This is a genomic window from Vibrio sp. bablab_jr001 (assembly GCF_016464285.1).
Taxonomy (GTDB): domain Bacteria; phylum Pseudomonadota; class Gammaproteobacteria; order Enterobacterales; family Vibrionaceae; genus Vibrio; species Vibrio fluvialis.
Genome location: NZ_JACDWZ010000039.1, coordinates 35,591 through 56,787, shown reverse-complemented (window position 1 = coordinate 56,787; position 21,197 = coordinate 35,591). Strand labels below are relative to the sequence as shown.

Genomic DNA, 21,197 nt, shown 5'->3' with positions numbered 1-21,197 from the left:
TAAACGCTACTCATGAGGTTCGTTCTGTTGCATTGTTTACGTCGCCGACAACTTGCGCCGTTTGCCCTGATGTTGATCGTCTGGGTCGTGGTGCTGTGTGCGACGAAAAATATGGGGCTGACTTTTGCCTGTCCTTATGCCCAAGTAAGCGAACGCTCTGTTGAGTGGCAGGCAGCCCAGCCAGCGCCAACCGATACCGAACAACTCAAGCAAACCAGTTCTGCCTGCCATCTCTCCGGTAAGTTGCTGCAACATCATCTCAATCACCTGATTGACCTGTTTATCCCCCTGATCACGCTGGTTCTGCTCGTACTCGCAGCAAAGCCATTGTCTTGGTCATTGATCCCCAGATTCAGAGATCCCAAGGTGCCGAAACGGCGCCCTCATTTGCAATTGTGCGTTTTCCGAGAATGAGTTGAACGTTCACATCCGTTTGTGACCGTTTTTAACTTGTTGAAAGGAAAAATATGTACCGATTATTACAAACATTGGCTCAATGGCTATTCAGGCCATGGGCGCTTTTGGCGATGCTCTCATTCACCACAGCAGCCCAGCCAATCTCAACCTCTTGGATGACTGATTCGAGCCATCTTCCCGTGTCTGTGCGTTTTGTGCTGACGGGACAAATAGACTCTGACACTCAGCAACTTGCCGGCTATTTAGACGTCAAACTTGAACAGCCATGGAAAACCTATTGGCGTTCTCCCGGAGAAGGGGGGTTAGCACCGGAGATCAACTGGCAAGGTTCGACAAATCTGGACACTGTCGATTGGCATTGGCCATTTCCGCAACGTTTCTCTGTGCTGGGAATCGAAACGCTGGGTTACCGCGGGGATACCATCTTTCCGATAACCTTGCGCGTACATGACCTAACGGCTCCCGTTGAACTGAAGGCCAATCTCAGCCTGTCGAGTTGTTCAACTGTGTGTGTCATTAACGACTATCCGTTCACGTTGGCGTTTACCCCAACGGAGCTCTCTCCTGAGCCTGACGCAATGCGTCGCTTTGCCGAAGCCATGAGTCGAGTGCCGCAAGCGGATGCGTCTATGACGGACGTGTCTGCGGTGTGGGATAGTTCGGCGCAGCAACTTGAGCTGACGTTAAACCGTTCTACAGGATGGTCATCGCCCGTGGTTCTGGTAGACGGACAATCGACGGCCGTCGCCGACAGCAGTTTTATTCACCCTAAAACTCAGGTCGATGGCCAAATGCTGCGCGCGACTTATGACGTCACTCATTGGTTGGGGCCAGCCGATCTGAGTGGAGAACGTGTAGACGTCACTATCTCCGATCAGAACTATCTGAGTCAAATTTCGCTGAACGTTACCGACGGTACCATTTCGCCCCAAGCCCAGTGGCCGTTGGTGACGATGTTGCTGATGGCGCTTATTGGCGGATTGATACTGAATCTGATGCCGTGCGTGTTGCCTGTTCTGGGGATGAAGCTCGCCTCAATCGTGAACACACCACATCGAGAGCGGCGCAAAGTCCGAGCGCAGTTTCTCGCATCGAGTGCTGGGATTATCAGCGCGTTTTGGATGATCGCGCTGGGCTTGATGATTCTCAAAGCGAGTGGCGAAGCAGTGGGATGGGGCATTCAGTTTCAAAGCGGCGGATTTCTCGCGCTTATGGTGTTGGTAACGACGCTTTTTGGCGCCAACATGCTCGGGCTGTTTGAGTTGCGTTTGCCCTCAACTCTCAATACTTGGTTAGCTGCGCGCGGCGGTAATGGTTACGCCGGGCATTATGTACAAGGCCTGTTTGCCACTCTGCTGGCCACCCCATGTTCGGCCCCGTTTCTTGGTACTGCTGTGGCCTTTGCACTGGCCGCCGATAACGTTACGTTGTGGGTGATTTTCAGCGGGTTGGGTGTCGGATTTGCGCTGCCTTGGCTAATCATCGCTCTGTTTCCGAGTTTAGCGACCAAACTGCCGGCTCCCGGGCAATGGATGAATCGGACTAAGTTGTTGTTTGGTGCAATGATGCTGGCAACCACGGTTTGGCTTGCAACATTGTTGACCGCGCACTGGCCGACGTGGGGTATTTTCGCTTATCTGCTGATGGCAGCACTCCTGCTGTTGTGGCGTGGCGCCCGTGTTTATGGAGGACGTCAGATAGGGATAGTGGCCTGTGTCAGTCTCTTGGGGCTTTCGGCTGTGTTAGTTGTGGGTAGTCTGACGGCGGAGAAATGGTCGACACCGTTGCCGCAAGAGCTGAGCTGGCAGCCACTGAACGCAACAATCATCGATGAGAGCGCTGCGCAGGGAAACGTGGTGTTTGTCGATGTCACTGCCGAGTGGTGCATTACCTGTAAAGCCAACAAAATTGGTGTGTTGCTACAGCCACCCGTCTATCAAGCGTTGCAGGATGACGATGTGGTACGTGTACGGGGAGACTGGAGCTTACCAAATGTCAGTGTGACGCAATATCTGCAACAGAACGGTCGATTTGGTGTTCCGTTTAATATCGTTTACGGACCGGGAGCGCCGGATGGCATTGCATTACCAGTAATTTTAAGCGATCGCGCGGTCATGGAAGCCATACAACAGGCAAGGGGAGAGCAAGGATGACAAGAGGGTTGAAAGAAGGCGTGGTATTCGCATTGCTGATGCTTGTAATTGCTACCGCTCTTGATTGGTGGCGCCAACCCGAAGCGCTGAAGAGCCAAGTTTTTACACCGACGCTGTATGACCTGCAGGGGCAGGCGGTCGATTTGGTTGAGATGAGTCAGGATAAGCCCGTTCTGGTGTATGTCTGGGCCACTTGGTGCGGCGTCTGCCGGGTGACGACACCGATCGTTGAATGGGTGAGTGGCGACCATACCGTGCTTAGCATCGCGCTCACTTCTAGCAACAATGATCGAGTGCAGCGCTATATGACAGCACACGACATCACGTTTCGTACCGTGAACGACGAACGTAATCAACTGGGGCGAGATTGGCAGATTCGCTACACCCCGACTTTCATGATTGTCCGCAACGGGCAAATTCAATCAGTGACCAGTGGCTTTACTACGCCGTGGGGACTGCTGGCCCGCCTGTGGCTGGCATAAGGAAATTTCGATGACTATGAAGAATGTACTACAAGGTATCAAACACACTGTACACAGGTTTATCCTGGTACTACTTATCGTGGCGGGGAGTGCACAAGCACAACTGAATGCCGGGCAGGTCCAACAGCTCGATGAAATCAATACTATGCTGAAGAACAACCCGCAGTTGATTGAGAATCTCTATGCCACTTTGCTGCGCTATGAGCAGCAGCAGACGCGTTTTGACCGTGTCCTGAGTGAGAACCAACAATATTTGTATTTCAACCCAGATCATCCGAGTTTTGGGGCCGATAAACCTGCACTGACGATCGTATTTTTCACTGATTACAGCTGTCCGTGGTGTAAGAAATTGGATCCGGTACTGCGCCAACTGAGTGAGAAGTATCCACAAATCAAAGTGGTTTCTGTTTTGGTTCCACTCAAAGAGTTAGCTGCGGAGAGTAACTCGGCCAGTTTTGCCCTCAATGTGTGGCATTCTGCACCGGATAAATTTACCCAAGTCGAGTCACTATTGGTTGCCAAACCGGGGGCGCATAATCCTATGTCTCTGGTGCAGGTAGCGAAGAAAACGAACACCTTAAATGCGGTGAACGCCCAGCCGAAAAGCGCGGCACAGATAGAGAAAAACTATCTGCTGTTTAGTGAATTGGGAATGCGTGGAACACCCGCGATGCTGATTGGTGATGATGTCATTCCCGGTTATCTGCCGCTCGAACAGCTCGAAGAGCTGATCAAAGCCAAATTGGGTTCCTAGCTTAGAAGTAATAAAGAAGCCCTGATTATTCAGGGCTTTTTCGTATGCTAAAGCAATGTTACAGCGCCGTATTACGCCGTTGCTTCGTGTTCCAGAATGACCGCGTTGTAGCGCGCAAGGCCAGCTTCCAAGTCGGCAATCAGGTCGTTGGCGTCTTCAAGACCAATGTGGAGGCGAATCAGTGTACCTTCAAAATTTGGATTAGCGATGGTACGCAGGCTGTTAAAACTCTTTGGTTCATTGGCCAGGATCAGGCTTTCAAACCCTCCCCAAGAGTAACCCATACTGAAATGCTGCATGCCATCGAGCAGTGCCGTGGTTGCTTTCGGATAGCTGCTTTTTAACACGAATGAGAACAGGCCGTTACCGCCGGTGAAATCACGTTTGAAGATTTCGTGGCCCGGGCAGGTTGGCAGAGCAGGGTGGCGAACATGATCCACCTCAGGACGTGTTGCCAGCCACTGGGCCACTTTGAGGCTGTTTTCAGCGTGCTGACGCAGGCGCACGTCGAGTGTACGAATACCACGCAGACCCAGATAAGCATCATCCGGCGATACACACTGACCCATCAGATAGCTTTGCTCACGCAGTTGATCCCAGTATTTCTCACTGGCGACAGCAGTACCCAGCATGACATCAGAGTGGCCGACGATATATTTGGTCGCAGCCTGAATCGAAATATCCACACCGTGCTCAAATGGAGAGAAGTTCACCCCCGCACCCCAGGTGTTATCCAGCATCACAATGATGTCGTGTTCATGGGCGATGCGTGCCAGCGTCGGCACATCCTGCACTTCCATTGTGATCGAGCCGGGAGATTCGGTAAACAGTATCTTGGTATTGGGTTTGATTAACGAGCGGATATCTTCACCGATCATCGGGTCGTAATACGTCGTCTCAACGCCAAATTTCTTCAGAATTTTGTCACAAAAGTCGCGGGTAGGTTCATAACAGGTATCGACCATTAACAGGTGATCGCCTGATTCAACGAATGAAAGAATTGCGTTACTGATGGCAGCGGTACCACATGGGTAGAGCGCGCAACCAGCACCACCTTCAATCTCAACCATGGCTTCCTGAAAGGCAAAGTGAGTCGTTGTGCCGCGACGTCCGTAGAACAGCGTCTTGTTTGCGCGGTTAACAGCAGCGTGATTTTTTTGCGCTACCGTATCAAATACGACGGTTGAAGCCCGTTGCACGGGCGGGTTGACCACGCCGTTCGTCCATTTTTTGTTGCGGCCGGCGGTAATGAGTTTGGTCTTTTTGCCTTCTGACATTTGCGATCCTTGTCTGGAAATACGAATGCCCTATTTAAAACATGGAGCTGCATTTAAATGCAACCCCATGGTCACAAAAAGATTACAGAAGCGGATTGAAAAGGTAGAACAAGCGTTCCATAAAACGATGACCGAGCGAGCGCGTTTCCCAGATGTCATAATCAACAGAGCGTGACTGTTCGATGTAGTTCTGCTGCTGCCAGTAAAGCTGTTGGGTGAACTCCTGATCGTCAACCGCAAGCGTCACTTCGAAGTTGAGCCACAGGCTGCGCATGTCGAGGTTGACGGTACCCACCAGACAGAATTGTCGGTCGATTACGACCGATTTAGTATGCAAAAGGCCGCCATAAAATTCGTGAATCTTCACACCCGCCTCAAGCAGTTCACCATAGAACGCCCGGGAAGCCCATTGCACCATAAAGGAATCGTTCTTCTGCGGGATGATCAGCTCAACATTGATACCCCGTTGCGCGGTCATTTTAAGCGTCGCCAGCAGATCGGCACTTGGCACAAAATACGGCGTGGTTATGCGAACTGACTCATTGGCTTGGTTGATAGCCAGCGTCAGTACCTGTGAGATTAGGTTTTCCGGCATGCCAGGGCCAGATGGGACCACCTGAATCGGATGCTGCGGCGCGTTTGCATCCAAACGGCATTCTGGCACGGTCGGCATCTGACGCTCTCCGGTTTCAAACTCCCAGTCCCAGCAGTGAATTGCCGACAGCACGTTGACCGACGGACCGGTAATACGCACCATAATATCAATCCACTGACCGACCCCGGAATCTTGCTTGAAGTAGGCGGGATCGACCATGTTCATCGAACCGGTATACGCAATCGCATCATCAATTACGATAATCTTTCGATGCTGACGCAGATCGAGGCGACGTAGGAAAATACGCCACGGACTCACTTCCAGTGCCTGAACCACATGAATACCTGCGTCTTGCATCATCTTTAGCCAGTGGCTGCGAAAGAATCTCGGGCTACCCGCTGAATCGAGCAGCAGTTTCACATCAAGACCACGCTTTGCCGCCTGAATTAGTGCGGACGCGACGGAATCGGCCAGCCCACCCGGATGCCAGATGTAGAACACCATGCGAATGCTTTCCTGCGCCTGTTCGATGTCTTCGATGATCGAGTGCAGAATTTCATTTGGTGAGTTTTGCAGCGACAGGGTATTGCCGCTTAATGCGGGAATGCCCATGCGATGGTTGCACAGTTCATCAATTTTGTAGATGTGCGCGCCCATACCTTCTGGCATGTGTGCCTGGCAATCATTGAGTGAGCGGAACCAAGTACCGAAGGGTTTAAACATCTCTTTGGCACGTTCGGCGCGTTTGCGACCTAAGTTGAGCTCGCCAAACAGGAAGTAACAAATGACGCCAACAATGGGAAGAATATAGATAACCATCAGCCAGGCGAGAGAAACACTGACTGCACGTCGCTTCAATACGACGCGAAGTGTCACACCTGCTACCAAGAACCAATAGATCGCGATGCTCGCGAGCGTTAAGAAGTGATAAACCTTATCCATGCGCCAACTACAGTAGAAAACATCTTTTGGGATAGTAAATCGAAAGCATAAGGGAAGAAAGGGAACGGCAGAAAATAATATGAAACAAAAACCGCAGAATAGTTGTTAATTAAGTGTAAATGTGGGGGTTTATGGTGATGGTGAGCTTAAAAAAGCATCAGATAATCTACAAAAATAGATTTATAGCCGCAAAATGGACTGTTCGGGCTTCCAATTTTATTCTCAAACTGGTCTACTTGCCACACTCTTGGTGTCACTCTAATTTTTAATGTGTGTACAAATTAATTTACACTCACTTTTGGACGCCACTCAGGTAAACACAACATATTGGTATAAGTAACATGGCGAGTAGTTCACGAAGTCAATTCACGTCCCGATTTGGCTTTATTATGGCAGCAGCGGGTTCCGCTGTAGGTCTTGGTAACGTTTGGGGTTTCCCAACTCAGGCTGCTAGTAACGGTGGTGCAGTCTTTTTGATCGTTTATCTGCTGATGGTGTTCCTGCTGGCATTTCCAATGCTGGTGGCGGAACTGACGATCGGCCGTTATGGGCAGTCAAACCCAATCCGCTCATTCCATGCAGCATGGCCAAAAGGTAAAGCGGGTGCGATTCTGCTTGGCGTGGTCGGTATGATCGTGGTGTCACTGATCCTGAGCTTCTACGCGATTGTTGCTGGCTGGTTGGTCGGCTCCTTCTTTAGTAGCGGTCTGGATCTGCTTGGCTTAAATAGTGCAGGCCACTGGCTGACAACGTTCGGTACTGAACGTAACCTCGTGCTGATGATTGCTTTCATGGCACTGACAATGTTCGTGGTGCGCAATGGCGTAGCGAACGGCATCGAGAAGTGGTCAACCCGTTTGATGCCGTTACTGTTCGTGCTGTTTGGCCTGCTGACGGTGTACATATTCACTCAAGAAGGTGCATGGGAAGGCCTGAAGATGTATCTGATCCCGGATATTTCTCACCTGACACCAAAACTTATCGTCAGTGCAATGGGGCAAGCGTTCTTCTCTCTGTCTCTGGGTGTGTGCGTAATGACGACGTACGGTTCTTACCTGAAGAAAGATACCAACCTGCCTAAAACTGCAGCTCAGGTCGCACTGATCGACACGGGTGTTGCGTTTATTGCAGGCCTGATGATTCTGCCAGCTATGTTTGTTGCTAAACACAATGGCGTTGAGATCTTCTCTGACAGCGGTGAACTGCTGAACTCTGACACGCTGGTGTTTACAGTACTGCCGGCGATGTTTGATACCATGGGTGCCATGGGTGCGGTGATTGGCCTGGTGTTCTTCCTGCTGATGATTATTGCGGCGCTGACGTCGTCCATCTCAATGCTTGAAGTGCCTGTTGCGTGTGCAACAGAAGAGCTAAAACAGAGTCGCACGACAGCCGTGTTGTGGATCGGTGGCCTGGTTACGATTGTATCCGCTGTCATCGTCATGAACTTCTCAAGCCTGTTTGGCCTGGTGATTCAGTTCACAACCGTTTACTCGCAACCGATCATTGCACTGCTGATTACTCTGATCGTTGGTTGGATTTGGAACCGCAACCAGATTCTGAATGAGCTGAAACAAGGCTGTCCGGAAATCGAAAACAGCTGGTTCTGGAAAATCTGGCCAGTGTACGTGCGCCTGGTATGTCCGGTGCTGATGCTCCTGGTGTTCTTCGCGTAAACACGACGAGATTTCAATGAAAAGCCACTTGGGGAAGCCCAGTGGCTTTTTTGCTTTACAAACCGAATGGATACAGATTCTAAGTGCTTGCTCTTATTTTATTTAAATGATAGCTATTATCATTAAATGACGATAAATCGCCTTCACGAGAAGTTAAGGAATCTGACATGACACGAGAATTTCGGACCGAAAAAGACAGCATGGGCGAGGTGCTGGTTCCTAAAGATGCCCTGTATCAGGCGCAAACGCAGCGGGCGGTGGATAATTTCGCCATCAGCCGTTACAGCATGCCGCAGCCATTCGTTCAGGCACTGGCGTATATTAAGCAAGCCGCGGCGGTGACCAATGCCCAGTTGGGTTTACTCGAAGGGGATATCGCATCGGCGATCGATGAGGCCGCTCAAAGCATCATTGATGGGCAGCATCTAGACCAGTTTCCCATTGATGTATTCCAGACTGGTTCTGGCACCAGTTCCAATATGAACGCTAACGAAGTGATTGCGACATTGGCTTCCCAGCATTTGCACAGCACGGTAAGTCCAAATGATCACGTCAATATGGGGCAAAGCAGCAACGATGTGGTGCCCACCGCCATTCAGGTGAGCTGCACTCTGGAAGTGGAGCAGCGCTTATTGCCCGCGCTGGAACATCTCAGCACACAACTGGCCGCAAAAAAACAGAGTTTAGCGAACGTGGTGAAAACAGGGCGCACGCACTTGATGGATGCGATGCCGATTACCTTTGAGCAAGAATTGGGGGGATGGCAGGCGCAGATTGACCACGCGAGAAACAGTATTGTTCACGCAATGAAAGCGGTGAAAGCGCTCGCACAGGGCGGCACGGCGGTGGGGACTGGCATCAATGCGGATCCGCGTTTCGCCGCAGCGTTTGCAGACAATTTATCTCAGGCCACGCGTTTATCGTTTGTGCCAAGTGAGAACTTCTTTTTTAACCTCAGCAGTCAGGATGCGATTGTGGCGTTGTCTGGCCAATTGAAAACCGCGGCGGTGGCGATGATGAAAATCGCCAACGATCTGCGCTGGATGAACTCTGGCCCGCTGGCGGGTATTGGAGACATTGAATTGCCAGCATTGCAACCAGGCAGCTCCATCATGCCGGGGAAAGTGAATCCGGTGATCCCGGAAGCGGCTGCGATGGCGTGCGCGCAGGTCATCGGTAATGACACCACCATCACCGTGGCCGGGCAGGCGGGGAATTTTCAGCTTAACGTGATGTTGCCCGTGATTGCGCATAACATTCTGGAGAGCATTGAGTTGCTCGCCAACAGCGCAAGAGCATTGGCGGACAAAGCGATCACGGGATTCATCGTACGTGAAGATCATATCAATATTGCGCTGGGCAAGAATCCGATTCTGGTCACTGCGCTCAATCCGGTGATTGGCTATCTCAAAGCGGCGGAAATTGCCAAACTGGCTTATCAACAGGGGCGACCGATAATTGATGTTGCGCTGGAGAACACCGCACTCAGCCGCGCTGAGCTGGAACGTATTCTTAACCCTGCAACCCTCGTCAAGGGCGGGATAGGCTAAAGGGCAATAAAAAGTCGCCGTGCGGCGACTTTTACAGGGGTGAAAAGCACGACATCAAGCGTTTAACTTTTCTCCGCACAGTGCCGGATTGATATCATTCAGGATCAGCAATACGCAGGCGACGACCACAGCGGCGAGCAAAGTGGCACTGATTAATCCAAACGCGATGCTGGCGATTAACGGGATCAGAAACTGTGCCTGCGTGCTGGTTTCAGTCAGCAGCGGTAGCAGGCCGGCGAACGTGGTGAGTGAGGTAATCATTATCGCGCGGAAACGGTCGCGAACTGCCAACGTACAGGCTTGTTTCAGATCCGCTCCGCCGGCCACTTTCTCTTTGATGAATGTGACCAATAGGATGTTATCGTTGACCACGATCCCGGCCAGTGTGGCAAAGCCGACCAGGCTTGGAATGGTCAGATCTAGGTTGAGTGCCAAATGTCCCCATACCACGCCAATCCACGCCATCGGGATCGCAATCAATACGGCCAGCGGCTGAGTGAAACTACGAAACAACAATACCAGTACCAGATACACGCCGATAACGCCCATCAGAAAATAGTGCAGCAGCGATGCACCGGTATCTGCGCTTTCTTTATCCTGGCCTTGGGAAACAAACGTCACATCCGGGTACTTCTTGTTCAGCTCTGGAACGTAGACTTTGTAGAACTGCTGCATGATGTCAAAGGCATTCGCAACTTGGGTGTTGATATTGCCTTGTACGGTTACAGTCGGCAGGCCATTCACCAGGTTCAGGCGGGAAAATGTGCGGTGCTGGGTAAAATTGGCCACACTGACCAGCGGTATCAGCCGGCCGTTGCTGGCGGTGATCATCAGATCCTTCATCTCTTCCAGCGTCGCGTGGTGTTGAAAATCGCGCTGACGAACGCGGATGTCGAGAATTTCACCGTTCTGATAGACATTCAACTCATTGTTGCCTTTAAATGCATTGCGCAGTGTTTGAGCCACTGTACTGGCGGTGACACCGAGTACCCCAGCCTGATCTTTGAGAGAAACGACAATTTCTTCCCGGCCATAGCGTAAATCGGAGGAAAGGTTAAACACGCCGTCAAATTGTTTGAGCCATTTACCTAAGTTTAGGCTCACTGCATAGAGTGTTTCTGGGTTGGGGCCCTGAATACGGATGTCGATGCCGTTGCCGGCAACACCACGCTCTTTGTCGGTAAATTTGAGTGACAAGACGTCGGCGAACGGTCCGACATTTTTTTTCCACTGCTGAATCAGTGACTTAATGCTTTCCTGCCGGAACTGCGCGGGCAGTAAGTCGGCGCTCACGGTGGCTACGTGCGGGCCGGATTCAAAGGCATCAACATTGGTGTTGTACATAACCGTAGTGCTGATGATCAGCGGCTCAGCATACTTTTCCTGATACGCAGCGTCGATGGTTTTCAGGGCATCGGTTACTCTGGTCACCACGGCATCGGTCTGAGACAGCAGGCTCCCCTGCGGCAACAGGATGCGTGCTTGCAAAGTATCGCTTTCCAGCGTTGGCATGGCGCGGAATTTTAACCAGCCAGCAGGGAAAGTGGCTGTGGAGATCATCACCAGCATGATCAGGATACTTAAACTCAGGTAGGGTGAGTGTATGGCTTTCTCGGTTAACGGAACAAAGAGCCTGTCACGGACGTACTCAAAGTTGCGGGTAATCACTTGACGAATGGGTTTATCTTGCTGGGCGAAATGGCTGTGCGACAGGTGGGCCGGCAGGATCAGCATGGCCTCCAGCAGGCTGACGGTGAGGGTCAGGATCAGCACGATGGGAATATAGCGTAACACATCACCAAGGTTACCGTTTAGAAACATCAGCGGTCCGACGACCATAATGGTGGTGATGTAGGATGCGATCACCCCGGGGAAAACCTGCCGGGTGCCTTGTATGGCTGCATCAACCGGCCCCAGACCCGCTTCCCGTTTTGCCGCAATATTTTCGGCGATAATCAGCGAATCATCCATCAGCAAACCGGTGGCGACAATCAGCCCGACCATAGTCATCATATTGATCGTGTAGCCCAGCGTATGCATGGCAAACACCGCGCCCAGGAACGACACCGGCAGGCCGAGGGTGACCCAGAAACTGAATCTGAGATTGAAAAAAGCCCACAAGACGGCAAACGCAAGCAGTAACCCCTGCAGGCCGTTACTCAGCAGCAACCGCAGCCGCTCACGAATGTTAACACTGATATCCTGAGTCAGTGTAAGTTCGACACCGGGAGGCAAGAGTGATCGCTCGTGATCAATGACTTGTTGTACGATATTTCGCACGCGCAAAGTGTCCTGCTCCTGATTTTTGGATATCTGAAGGAATGCTGCCCGCTGGCCGTTGAACAGGCGTTTTTCTTCTTCCACGGCAAATAGTTGCTGGATCTGGGCGATATCCCCTAAGCGTAACTGGCTGCTGCTGTCGATGATTAGCTGCTGCAACTGACTGACCAGATTGGCTTGCTGATCAAAACGGATATTCCATTGAGTAAGATCACTGGTCACGACACCGGCGGGTACACGCACGTTTTCCTGAGCAATGCGATTCACCAGATCGGAGATACTCAACCCGTGTTGTCTGAGCTTGGCATCCGACACAGATACTTCAATTTCTTGATCGGAAAAACCACTGAGTGTGACCTGAGCGATACCGGAGTGGGCTTTCAGACGTTGCTTGAGTTGTTGAGCATAGCGGTACAAATCCCGCTCAGGCATTGGGCCGGTGATTGCCACGCTGACCACGGATGCGACGCGATCGAGTTTGGTGACTTTCGGCCGCTCTGCCCGGTCGGGAAGATCATCAATCGCGTTTACTTGTTGTTGAACGTCCGCAGTGAGGATATCAATGTTCTGCCCGGACTGGATGCGGACGTTGCCTATCGCAACGTTTTCTCTGGCGTCACACACAAACTCTTCCACGCCGATCAGCTGATCGATGGCATCCTGTAGCGGAACACACAACTCCTGTGCGACTTCTGATGGCGATGCTCCGGGATAAGTGACCCGAACTTCAATATTACGGGTTGGTGTCAGCGGAAAGGTGTCTCTTTGCAACTGGGGCAGCGCAAAGCCCCCCAGCAGCAGGATCACCAACATTAAGACATTGGCGGCCGTTTTATGCCGGGTAAAGTAGGCGATCATAGGTGACCTCCGGCTTGTTGCTTGATCCACTGCACTAGCGCTTTGTCTGGTTGAGGTTTCAGAGGCATGCCTTTGACCGCTGGTTGCAGTTGACTGACCACCACCACATCACCACTGTTCAAACCACTTTTGATCACTGCCAACTGATTGTGAATGAAGTCGACGTTCACTGGTTGAATTGCCAGTTTCCCGTCTTTTAGCAGATAGAGAGTCTCATCATGCAAGGCAGTAACCGGGACGGCCAACTGCTCTTTCAGGGGGGGGCCAATCAGCGTCACTTTGACAAAGGTATCTCTGACCAAGGGAGGGCGCTGACCGGGTTTGGCTTGCTGATACGGGTTGTTCACCTGAACGATGATGCTCTGGCTTTGTGACTGCGCATCGATTTTGCCGCCGCTGCGCTGCACCTCGCCTTGCCAGACTATCGCCTTATCATCAATGTTGAGCTCGACCTGAGCGGTGAGATCGCTGTGTGATTGTTTGTCTGTTGCGGCGTAGGGGGTGTTGCGGCGTAAAGGACGCATTTTGCCAAGTGGGAACTGAGCCTGAATTTCCACTGCGTTGGTGGCATCTGCGGTGAGCAGCGTTTTTCCTTTGGTTACGTAGTCGGCGAAGTCAACCAGTTTCTCGGTGACACGCAGATCGAAAGGTGCCGAGACTTCCGTTAACGCCAGATCCCGGCGTGCCATGGCCAGTTCAGCATTCAGGACTTGTTGCTCTGCCTGGGTGATGGCCAATTCATTTTTTAGGCCTTGAAGCTGTTGCTGATTGCTCAGTAGTTCGCGTTGTGCTCGGTCTTTTTCGGTTTGTGAAATATGACCGGTTTTCATCAGGCGTTCGGTGCGAGCAAACTCCTGTTGTTGTAGACGATAATTCTGTTCGGCGATCTTAATCGTTTCGCCCAATGTTTGATTTTTGAGCTGAGCAACATCCTGTTCAGCCTCCAGTTTCGTGATGGTGAGCTGGTACTGGCTGCTATCGAGGCGTATGAGTGGGGTGCCTTTGGCGATCAGCATCCCGGCTTCAAACTCTTTCGCTACCCAGACGACTCGTCCTTCGACCTCTGTTTGTGCAACCCATTCACTGGTCGGGCGGGTAAAGCCATACCCCACTGCTGTTGGGCTTATGTCCATCGGCTTTGCCGTGATCACCCTAACCACTTTGGCTCCGGTTGCTTCATCTGTAGCGGGTGGGACAGCTTTCATCGTCGGCGCGAGAAAAAGTAATATGCCTCCCAAGAGTAAAGGTGGGACAAACAGTGAGCGTTGTTTCCAAGTGTATCGAGCCATAGTCATCATCATCCTTTTTTAATAAGGAAATACTAAATTAGTTTTGTTTAATTTTTATTGAATTGCCCCCCAAATCGGTCATCACGACTCCGTTTTGTGCGACTTTCCTGCCTGCGACCACGTAACCGGCAAGTTAGGCTGACGTTTGTCATTAATTGAGTATAATAGCGGTCCATTTTTGCGAGGTCGTATGTTCGATATTCTCTTAACCCACACCGATTTTCTGCTGATCAACAAGCACCCCAATGTCTCCGTGCATAAAGATGATGGTGACACTATGTTGTTGCAGGAGGTGGCGAAGCAAAGCGGTGATGCGCAGCTGTATTTGGTGCACCGATTAGACAAAATGACCTCGGGCATTTTGCTGCTCGCGCGTAATGCCCAAGCCGCCAGTGAACTGTCGAAAGCCTTTGCCGAGCGTCAGGTCGAAAAGTTCTATTTAGCGTTGGGTAGCAAAAAGCCGAAAAAGAAGCAGGGCCTGATTAGCGGCGATATGGAACGTTCACGTCGCGCGTCGTGGAAGCTTCTGGCCTCACAAACCAATCCGGCAGTCACGCAGTTTTTTTCTTTGGCCGCCGAGCCGGGAGAGCGCCTGTTTCTGTGTAAGCCATACACCGGAAAAACCCATCAGATTCGTGTGGCGCTGAAATCTATTGGTTCCGGCATTGTCGGCGACCCGATTTACAATGCGGGGAATCAGGCCGACCGTGGCTATTTGCACGCGTTTGCGCTGCGCTTTTCGTATGCCGGGGAAACGTACCAATGGGTGTGCGATCCGCGCTATCAAGGGGCGCTGGGCGAAAAATGGAACAGCGATATTGTCAGTCAGGGCATTGAATCCTGGCTAGAACCCTGGTCACTTAGCTGGCCCTCAGTGAAAAAGTAAACATAGCTATGCAAGCATCTGCTTTATCTCAATTCTTTTCTGAAATGACGGTACAACTGGCGCAAGCGCCGAATGAAGTGCGTCGCCTGTTTCATGGTCGTGGCCAACGCTGGGAAGGTTTAGAGCACCTGACGTGTGACTGGCTGCAAGGGCAACTGATCGTCAGCGTGTTCAAAGACGTCGACGAGGCCTTTTTGGCGCAACTGATCGACGGTTTGCAGCAGTTGGCGGATTCCCCGTTGTGGACAGAGAAAAACGGTCAGTGCATTGTGCTGCAACACCGTTACGCCGATGGCGCACCATCAGAAGTGCTGGTGGGGGAACTCAACGCACGCCCTGTGGTGGAAGAGAACGGTTTGAAGTTCCAACTGGATATCGGCAGAAACCAGAACTTCGGTCTGTTCCTGGATATGCGTCTGGGCCGCGACTGGGTGCGTGAACACGCGGAGCATAAAAATGTGCTGAACTTGTTTGCTTACACTTGCGGCTTTTCAGTGGCTGCGATTGCCGGTGGTGCTGATCATGTGGTGAACGTGGACATGGCCAAAGCGTCGCTGTCGAAAGGGCGTGAGAACCACATCCTGAACGAGCACAACGTCAACCAAGTGAGTTTCCTGGGGCACGACATCTTTAAATCGTGGGGCAAAATTAAGAAAGCAGGCCCATACGATTTGATCATCATCGACCCGCCGTCATTTCAAAAGGGTAGCTTTGCGCTGACCAAAGATTACGCCAAAATTCTGCGTCGCCTGCCGGATCTGTTGGCGCCACAAGGTGAAGTACTGGCGTGCGTTAACTCACCGATGGTGACGAGTGAATTCCTGATTGAAGGCATGAAAGTGGAAGCGCCAGCGCTGAATTTCCAATACCGTTTGGATAATCCACCGGAATTTGCCGATATCGACAATGAATCGGCGTTGAAAGCGCTGGTTTTCAGTTAACCACTCGATTCGTTCAACTAATCGATATGATTGAGTAAGTAAAAAGCCACTTAAAGTGGCTTTTTTTGTCTGTTTAGGAAAGTTCAAGCTGCTCAATCAGCCTCGCCAGTCGCGTACGATCCTCACCTTGAACTGACACGAGCGGCAGAGGCAGGCAAGGGCTGTCGACCAGGTTCAAAATCTCGGCACCCGCCGCGATACAGCGCAGGCTGCCATTGTGACGGCCAAACATATCCCACAAATCCTGCAAGCGGCTGGAGAGCTGCTGCGCCAGTGCATGATTACCGGATTGTGCTGCTCGGGTCAGTTCCAGCGCGGTGTTAGGAAACAGTCCTGCTATCACGGAATACCACACGTCGCAGCCCGTACTAAGACCAGTCGCGGCGAATGCATCGCCACTGACGCCAATCGAGACATGACTTGGAATCTGCGCGCGTAGGCGTTCGACGCGTGCTTTGGCTTCTTGTGGGTCGTTGGGTACGCCGGGAATTTTAATCGAGGTGACATTAGGCAGCTCGGCAATGCGGCCATGCAGCTCGTCGCTGAAGTGAAAATGAGTGGTTCCCGGATTGTCATAAACACACAGGGGGATCGAAATTGCGGCTGAGACGGCTTTGAAATGCTGGAACACTTCCTTATCGCTCAGTTTCTGATAAGACATCGGTGCCAGCAGCAGCCCGCTGGCTCCTGCTTTTTGCGCGTCGTCAGCCAAGTTCAGTACGTCTCTGGTTCTCAGCGCGCCAATACCGACGATGACTGGCGTGTTTCCCGCATGCTCAACAGCAATCTTGGCCACGCGCGCGCGTTCTTCACGAGTCAGATAGGCATAACTACCGGTCGAACCCAGGGCGCCAATCGAATCGACGCCCGCTGCGGTCAGACGCTCAATCAGACCTACAAACGCGGCCTCGTCGATGCGATCTTCATTCATCGGGGTTAACGGAAACGCGCTCAATCCTGAGAACATAAAGTGACTCCTTGTAATAGTTTATAACGACTGACTTTCTGCCTGACGCAGGGTGTGATACCCCGAATATATGCGAGTCAGCGTGGTAAACCAACAGGCGGCGCCAAACAAATAGGCAATCGGAGCAAAGTGCTGAGGCAGCAGACAAATCAGCACGAAGCAACCAATGGTCTCAGTGCCTTCCGTTAGTCCGCTCATGTAATACAACGATTTATTCTGATACACCGGATTCTGAATACCGCGTTTGCCCGCCATGACCGCAAAGGCGAGAAAACTACTGCCTGTGCCGATGAAAGAGAAGATAAGAAAAGCGCCTGCTACGGCGTTCATTTCCGGGTTAGCGACCACAAAGCCGAACGGTATCAGCGAATAAAACAGAAAATCGAGACTGATATCGAGAAAGCCGCCTGCATCGGTTAAGCCTTGAATGCGCGCCAGTGCACCATCGAGCCCGTCGCAAAGCCGGTTAATGGCAATAAGCAGTAAGGCGAGCAGATATTGCTCCAGCGCCAATGCAGGAAACGCCAAACAGCCCATCGCAAAACCAAACAGCGTTACTTGGTTGGCGCTGACGCCAATGGCATCGAGCACGTCGGCCGATTTCGAAAGTGGCCAGCGAATGACGGGAATCACATAACGATCAAGCATGGGAAAACTCCGTTGGCCAGCGAATGATACGACTGCCCAAGGGGGCGTCTTCTTCATCGTGCGTGACCATTAATGTGGGCACCGCCGCTTGTGTCAGTTGATTGAATACCCAATCGCGAAACTGGCTGCGCAGTGACTTATCGAGCTTACTGAACGGTTCATCCAATAACGCCAGTTTGGGGCGTGCAAGAAGCATACGGATCAAACTGACGCGCGCCCGTTGCCCACCGGAAATTTGATCAGGAAACGAATCGGCCAGTTCAGTCAGCGAGATATGCTTAAGCGCTGTTAGCGCCGCCGCTTTGCGTTCCGCGCCCTTGAGTGAGTTGGGTAGGGCAAATGCCAGGTTTTCCCACACGGTTAAGTGCGGAAACAACAAATCGTCCTGAAACAGAATACCGACCTGACGCAGGTGCGGCGCGACATGGTTTAGTGACTGATCGTCAAGCATGATGTCGCCGCTGCATGCAAAGTCCGGAGTCAGGTGGCCGGCAATTGCGCTCAGCAGAGTCGACTTTCCACAGCCACTGGGGCCCATTAGTGTCACGATTTCCCCCGGTGTGATCGCCAGGTCAAAGTGGGTCAGTAACGACTCGCCGCCGGATTTACGGATGGTGAGGTTTTTGAGACAAAAGGTCATGCAAATTCACTTGTGGTTGAATGCTGCGGTGACGTCGAATCTGCACCCGACTGATGATGACCGCAAGAGAAAAGAAAACAAACGGCAACAACGCCTGCCAAAGGGCGTAAATGGCCATCACACGACGATCGTAGCCGCTGGAAAGTGCCACTGCTTCGGTGGTGATGGTTGCAATGCGTCCGCCGCCAAGCATCAGAGTAGGCAGATACTGCGCCAGACTGACGCTGATTCCGACCGCCCAGGCATACAATAAACCCGGTAGTAACAACGGAACTTTGATTTGCCAGAACAGTTGCCAAGGACTTTTACCTAAGCTGAGTGCGATGCAGGTGAAGTTAGGGTTGTAGCTTTTCCATGGGCCATCTAATGCCAGATACACCAAAGGGAAGGCAAAAAATACATGCGACCAGATGACCCATAAAGTGAAATGTTCCGCGGCGATATACAGGGTGGCGATTTGCAAACCAAACAGCAGAGAAAGCTGTGGCAGCAACATGGGTAACACGATAACCCAGGCGGGCAATGCATGACGAAAACGGGTGCGGTATTCTTGAGCAATAATGCCAAGGATCAGTGCCAGCGTTCCGCTGAGCAGAGCAATCCACAAGCTCTGATAAAGCGTGGGTAACATGTTCGGCCATTCATTGAGCCAGAATCGAGCACTCAATTGGCTGGGGAGCAAATCGGGAAAACGCCAGCGCTGCGCCAGACTCCAAATGAGCATCAGTGGAAATATCACCGCAGCACAGCCGATAACCACGATCATCGCGGAACGACCCGGCAGCGTGATGCCATATCGTCCGCTGGATAACCAACCGCGAAAGGTGCGTAGCAAGAGCGTTTCAATCGCGAGCACACACAGCAGCATGAGTCCCGCCAGACAGAGCAATGTCACTGCGCCAGCTGCGGCGCGCGGTATCTGTTGTAAATCCGGGTCGCTGAACCATTGCCAAATCAACACGGCAAAAGTTGGCGGTGTCGTCGGGCCAAGAATCAGACTGACGTCGACCACGGAAACGGAATAAGCGATCACCGCAAACAGTGCAAAGCGCATTTTGCGTAGCCATTGCGGCAGGATGATTTTCCACCAGATTTGCGTTGGCGAGTAACCCATCGAAGCGCCTGCAGTGTGCAGTTTTTCAACATTCAGCTGCTGCAAAACCGGAATGCTCATTAGCAGCAGAAAAGGGATCTCTTTCAGTGCCAACGCGAGCGTAAGACCGAGCGCATGAGGATCGTGGATTAACCAAGCGGAGTCCTGCGTAGACACTTGATAATCAAATAGCGCAGCTAACGTGCGGGCCAGCATACCAGTCGGCGCGAATAAAAACGCAAAGCCAATCGCAAAAGCCACGTGCGGCAAAGCCAGCAAACCGGAAAGACTATTTTCAACCCAACTCCAGCGGTTGCTGGTCCAAAGCGTCATCAAGACGGCAAAACAGAGTAACAGGGCGAGGTAAGTGCTGGTTAAAGCGGAAAATGCAGAGAGCCACAGCGATTGAGTAATGCCAGCCCAATGCCAGACCTGAGCAAAAGCATCGAATGAAAACTGATATAAGCCTACCGCCGGAATGTAACCGAGTGAGGAGAGGAGTGCGCCCACCATGCCTGGCAGAATGGGCGCAATACCGATGATGATCAGAAGGCTATAACCGATACGAATCATAGTAAGCTCAAGGTATTATTTTGCCGCGCCGTAACGCTTTTGCCATTCCGCTTCTAATGCGGTTTGCCAACTTGGGTGCGGTTCGGCAATCGACTTAAACAGTTTGGTTTTGGCTGCGGTGCCACTCAGCACGTCGTTCTTTAGTACAGATGGGGCGCCCCAGATATTCATGTCTCCTTTACGTGATTGCGCATCAGGACTCATCAGGAAGTTAATCGCCACCAATGCGCCTTCTTTGGCTTTGGCATTCCACGGAATGGCGAGGAAGTGAATGTTGGACAGCGCGCCCGCTTTCATCGCATAGCTACGAGTCGTGTCAGCCAATTTGCCTGATGCCTGAGCTGAATAGACCGCATTAGGGTTAAACGTTAATGCCAAATCGATTTGGTCGTCATCCAGTAATTGAATCATTTCCGAAGAACCGGAAGGGAATTGTTTACCAGAGCGCCAAGCCACGGCGTGCAATTCATCCAGATATTGCCACAGCGGCGCAGTGATGGCTTGAAACGATGTTGGGTCCACCGGTTTAGAAAGCGCAGCATCGTTATTGGTCAATTCGATCAGCAATGCTTTCAAAAAACTGGTGCCGTGAAATTCCGGCGGGCGAGGGTAAGTAATACGATTAGGGTACGCTTTGGCGTAGCTGAGCAGCTCTGCAAACGACTCTGGTGGATTGTTCAGTTTGTGATGATCATAAATAAACACCAGTTGACCCACACCCCATGGGGCTTCAAGTCCTTCCGTCGGCTCAGAAAAGTCGCTATCAACAGGCAGCGATTGATTTACGTATTGCCAGCTTGGCAATGTGTCGACGAACGGGCCATAGAGCAGGCCGTTATTTTTCATCGACTTAAAGTTTTCGCCGTTAATCCACACCATATCGACGCTGCCATCTTGGTTTTTGCCTGCGGCTTTTTCGGCAATGAGACGCGTGGCGGTCTCTGCGATATCGGTGACTTTTACCTGCTTGAGTTCAACACCATATTCTGCTTTCAACTGATCGCCAGCCCAGCGAATGTAGTTATTGATTTCCTGGCTTCCGCCCCATGCGTGAAAGTAAACAGTCTGGCCGCGCGCTTTGTCGGTAATCTCTTGCCAAGATTGAGCGTAGGCAGAGACAGACAGTACACAGGCGCTAAGAAGGGTAAGCAGCTTTTTCATAATTGTCCTTTGAGA

General features: G+C 51.7%; 17 protein-coding genes. 8 read left to right on the top strand and 9 right to left on the bottom strand.

Annotated elements, in window-relative coordinates:
• Positions 1-27 precede the first annotated feature (27 nt).
• From JIG40_RS03005 to JIG40_RS02990, 4 genes are read left to right on the top strand one after another with little or no spacing between them, the layout of a single operon-like run.
• Positions 28-414: a hypothetical protein gene (locus JIG40_RS03005; RefSeq protein ID WP_075988470.1), complete on the top strand. Its 387-nt coding sequence runs from the start codon at positions 28-30 to the stop codon at positions 412-414.
• Positions 415-467: 53 nt separating this feature from the next.
• Complete coding sequence (locus tag JIG40_RS03000) at positions 468-2,570, top strand: protein-disulfide reductase DsbD domain-containing protein (RefSeq protein ID WP_199464733.1); 2,103 nt, start codon at positions 468-470, stop codon at positions 2,568-2,570.
• Positions 2,567-3,052 (top strand): protein disulfide oxidoreductase, encoded by a 486-nt coding sequence (locus tag JIG40_RS02995; protein ID WP_244662625.1) that lies wholly within the window; start codon positions 2,567-2,569, stop codon positions 3,050-3,052. Before JIG40_RS03000 ends, JIG40_RS02995 begins: the two co-directional genes overlap by 4 nt.
• 10 nt (positions 3,053-3,062) lie before the next feature.
• Positions 3,063-3,806 carry a DsbA family protein gene (locus JIG40_RS02990; protein WP_199464732.1) on the top strand — a complete coding sequence of 248 codons (744 nt, stop codon included), beginning with the start codon at positions 3,063-3,065 and terminating at the stop codon, positions 3,804-3,806.
• Positions 3,807-3,877: 71 nt separating this feature from the next.
• Here JIG40_RS02990 and JIG40_RS02985 read toward each other — a convergent pair whose 3' ends face one another.
• Both JIG40_RS02985 and cls read right to left on the bottom strand, forming a co-directional pair.
• Complete coding sequence (locus tag JIG40_RS02985) at positions 3,878-5,083, bottom strand: cystathionine beta-lyase (protein WP_047457556.1); 1,206 nt, start codon at positions 5,081-5,083, stop codon at positions 3,878-3,880.
• 82 nt (positions 5,084-5,165) lie between these two features.
• Positions 5,166-6,620 (bottom strand): cardiolipin synthase, encoded by a 1,455-nt coding sequence (gene cls, locus JIG40_RS02980; RefSeq protein WP_199464731.1) that lies wholly within the window; start codon positions 6,618-6,620, stop codon positions 5,166-5,168.
• A gap of 341 nt (positions 6,621-6,961) precedes the next feature.
• Between cls and JIG40_RS02975 the strand changes: the two genes are divergently transcribed.
• Positions 6,962-8,296 (top strand): sodium-dependent transporter, encoded by a 1,335-nt coding sequence (locus JIG40_RS02975; protein ID WP_047457559.1) that lies wholly within the window; start codon positions 6,962-6,964, stop codon positions 8,294-8,296.
• A gap of 167 nt (positions 8,297-8,463) precedes the next feature.
• The gene (locus JIG40_RS02970) at positions 8,464-9,846 is read left to right on the top strand and encodes a class II fumarate hydratase (RefSeq protein ID WP_199464730.1); all 1,383 of its coding nucleotides are present in this window, start codon (positions 8,464-8,466) and stop codon (positions 9,844-9,846) included.
• A gap of 54 nt (positions 9,847-9,900) precedes the next feature.
• Here the strand turns inward: JIG40_RS02970 and JIG40_RS02965 are convergent, their stop codons facing one another.
• Together JIG40_RS02965 and JIG40_RS02960 are read right to left on the bottom strand one after the other, a co-directional pair.
• On the bottom strand, positions 9,901-12,984 hold the full coding sequence (locus JIG40_RS02965; protein WP_199464729.1) for an efflux RND transporter permease subunit: 3,084 nt from the start codon (positions 12,982-12,984) through the stop codon (positions 9,901-9,903).
• The gene (locus JIG40_RS02960) at positions 12,981-14,117 is read right to left on the bottom strand and encodes an efflux RND transporter periplasmic adaptor subunit (RefSeq protein WP_081094801.1); all 1,137 of its coding nucleotides are present in this window, start codon (positions 14,115-14,117) and stop codon (positions 12,981-12,983) included. Before JIG40_RS02960 ends, JIG40_RS02965 begins: the two co-directional genes overlap by 4 nt.
• A 346-nt stretch (positions 14,118-14,463) precedes the next feature.
• Between JIG40_RS02960 and JIG40_RS02955 the strand changes: the two genes are divergently transcribed.
• Together JIG40_RS02955 and JIG40_RS02950 are read left to right on the top strand one after the other, a co-directional pair.
• Positions 14,464-15,159 (top strand): TIGR01621 family pseudouridine synthase, encoded by a 696-nt coding sequence (locus JIG40_RS02955; RefSeq protein WP_024374346.1) that lies wholly within the window; start codon positions 14,464-14,466, stop codon positions 15,157-15,159.
• An 8-nt stretch (positions 15,160-15,167) separates the two neighbouring features.
• Positions 15,168-16,100: a class I SAM-dependent methyltransferase gene (locus tag JIG40_RS02950; RefSeq protein WP_020330304.1), complete on the top strand. Its 933-nt coding sequence runs from the start codon at positions 15,168-15,170 to the stop codon at positions 16,098-16,100.
• A gap of 73 nt (positions 16,101-16,173) precedes the next feature.
• Here JIG40_RS02950 and JIG40_RS02945 read toward each other — a convergent pair whose 3' ends face one another.
• From JIG40_RS02945 to JIG40_RS02925, 5 genes are read right to left on the bottom strand one after another with little or no spacing between them, the layout of a single operon-like run.
• Positions 16,174-17,067, bottom strand: a complete 894-nt coding sequence (locus JIG40_RS02945; RefSeq protein ID WP_199464728.1) for a dihydrodipicolinate synthase family protein — start codon at positions 17,065-17,067, stop codon at positions 16,174-16,176.
• Positions 17,068-17,088: 21 nt separating this feature from the next.
• Positions 17,089-17,715 carry a CDP-alcohol phosphatidyltransferase family protein gene (locus JIG40_RS02940; RefSeq protein ID WP_199464727.1) on the bottom strand — a complete coding sequence of 209 codons (627 nt, stop codon included), beginning with the start codon at positions 17,713-17,715 and terminating at the stop codon, positions 17,089-17,091.
• Entirely contained in the window at positions 17,708-18,355 is a 648-nt protein-coding gene (locus tag JIG40_RS02935; protein ID WP_020330307.1) for an ATP-binding cassette domain-containing protein, read from the bottom strand. Before JIG40_RS02935 ends, JIG40_RS02940 begins: the two co-directional genes overlap by 8 nt.
• Entirely contained in the window at positions 18,321-20,021 is a 1,701-nt protein-coding gene (locus JIG40_RS02930; RefSeq protein WP_199464726.1) for a thiamine ABC transporter permease, read from the bottom strand. The genes JIG40_RS02935 and JIG40_RS02930 overlap by 35 nt, the downstream gene beginning before the upstream one ends.
• A 15-nt stretch (positions 20,022-20,036) precedes the next feature.
• The gene (locus tag JIG40_RS02925) at positions 20,037-21,182 is read right to left on the bottom strand and encodes an ABC transporter substrate-binding protein (protein WP_199464725.1); all 1,146 of its coding nucleotides are present in this window, start codon (positions 21,180-21,182) and stop codon (positions 20,037-20,039) included.
• Between the last annotated feature and the right edge of the window lie 15 nt (positions 21,183-21,197).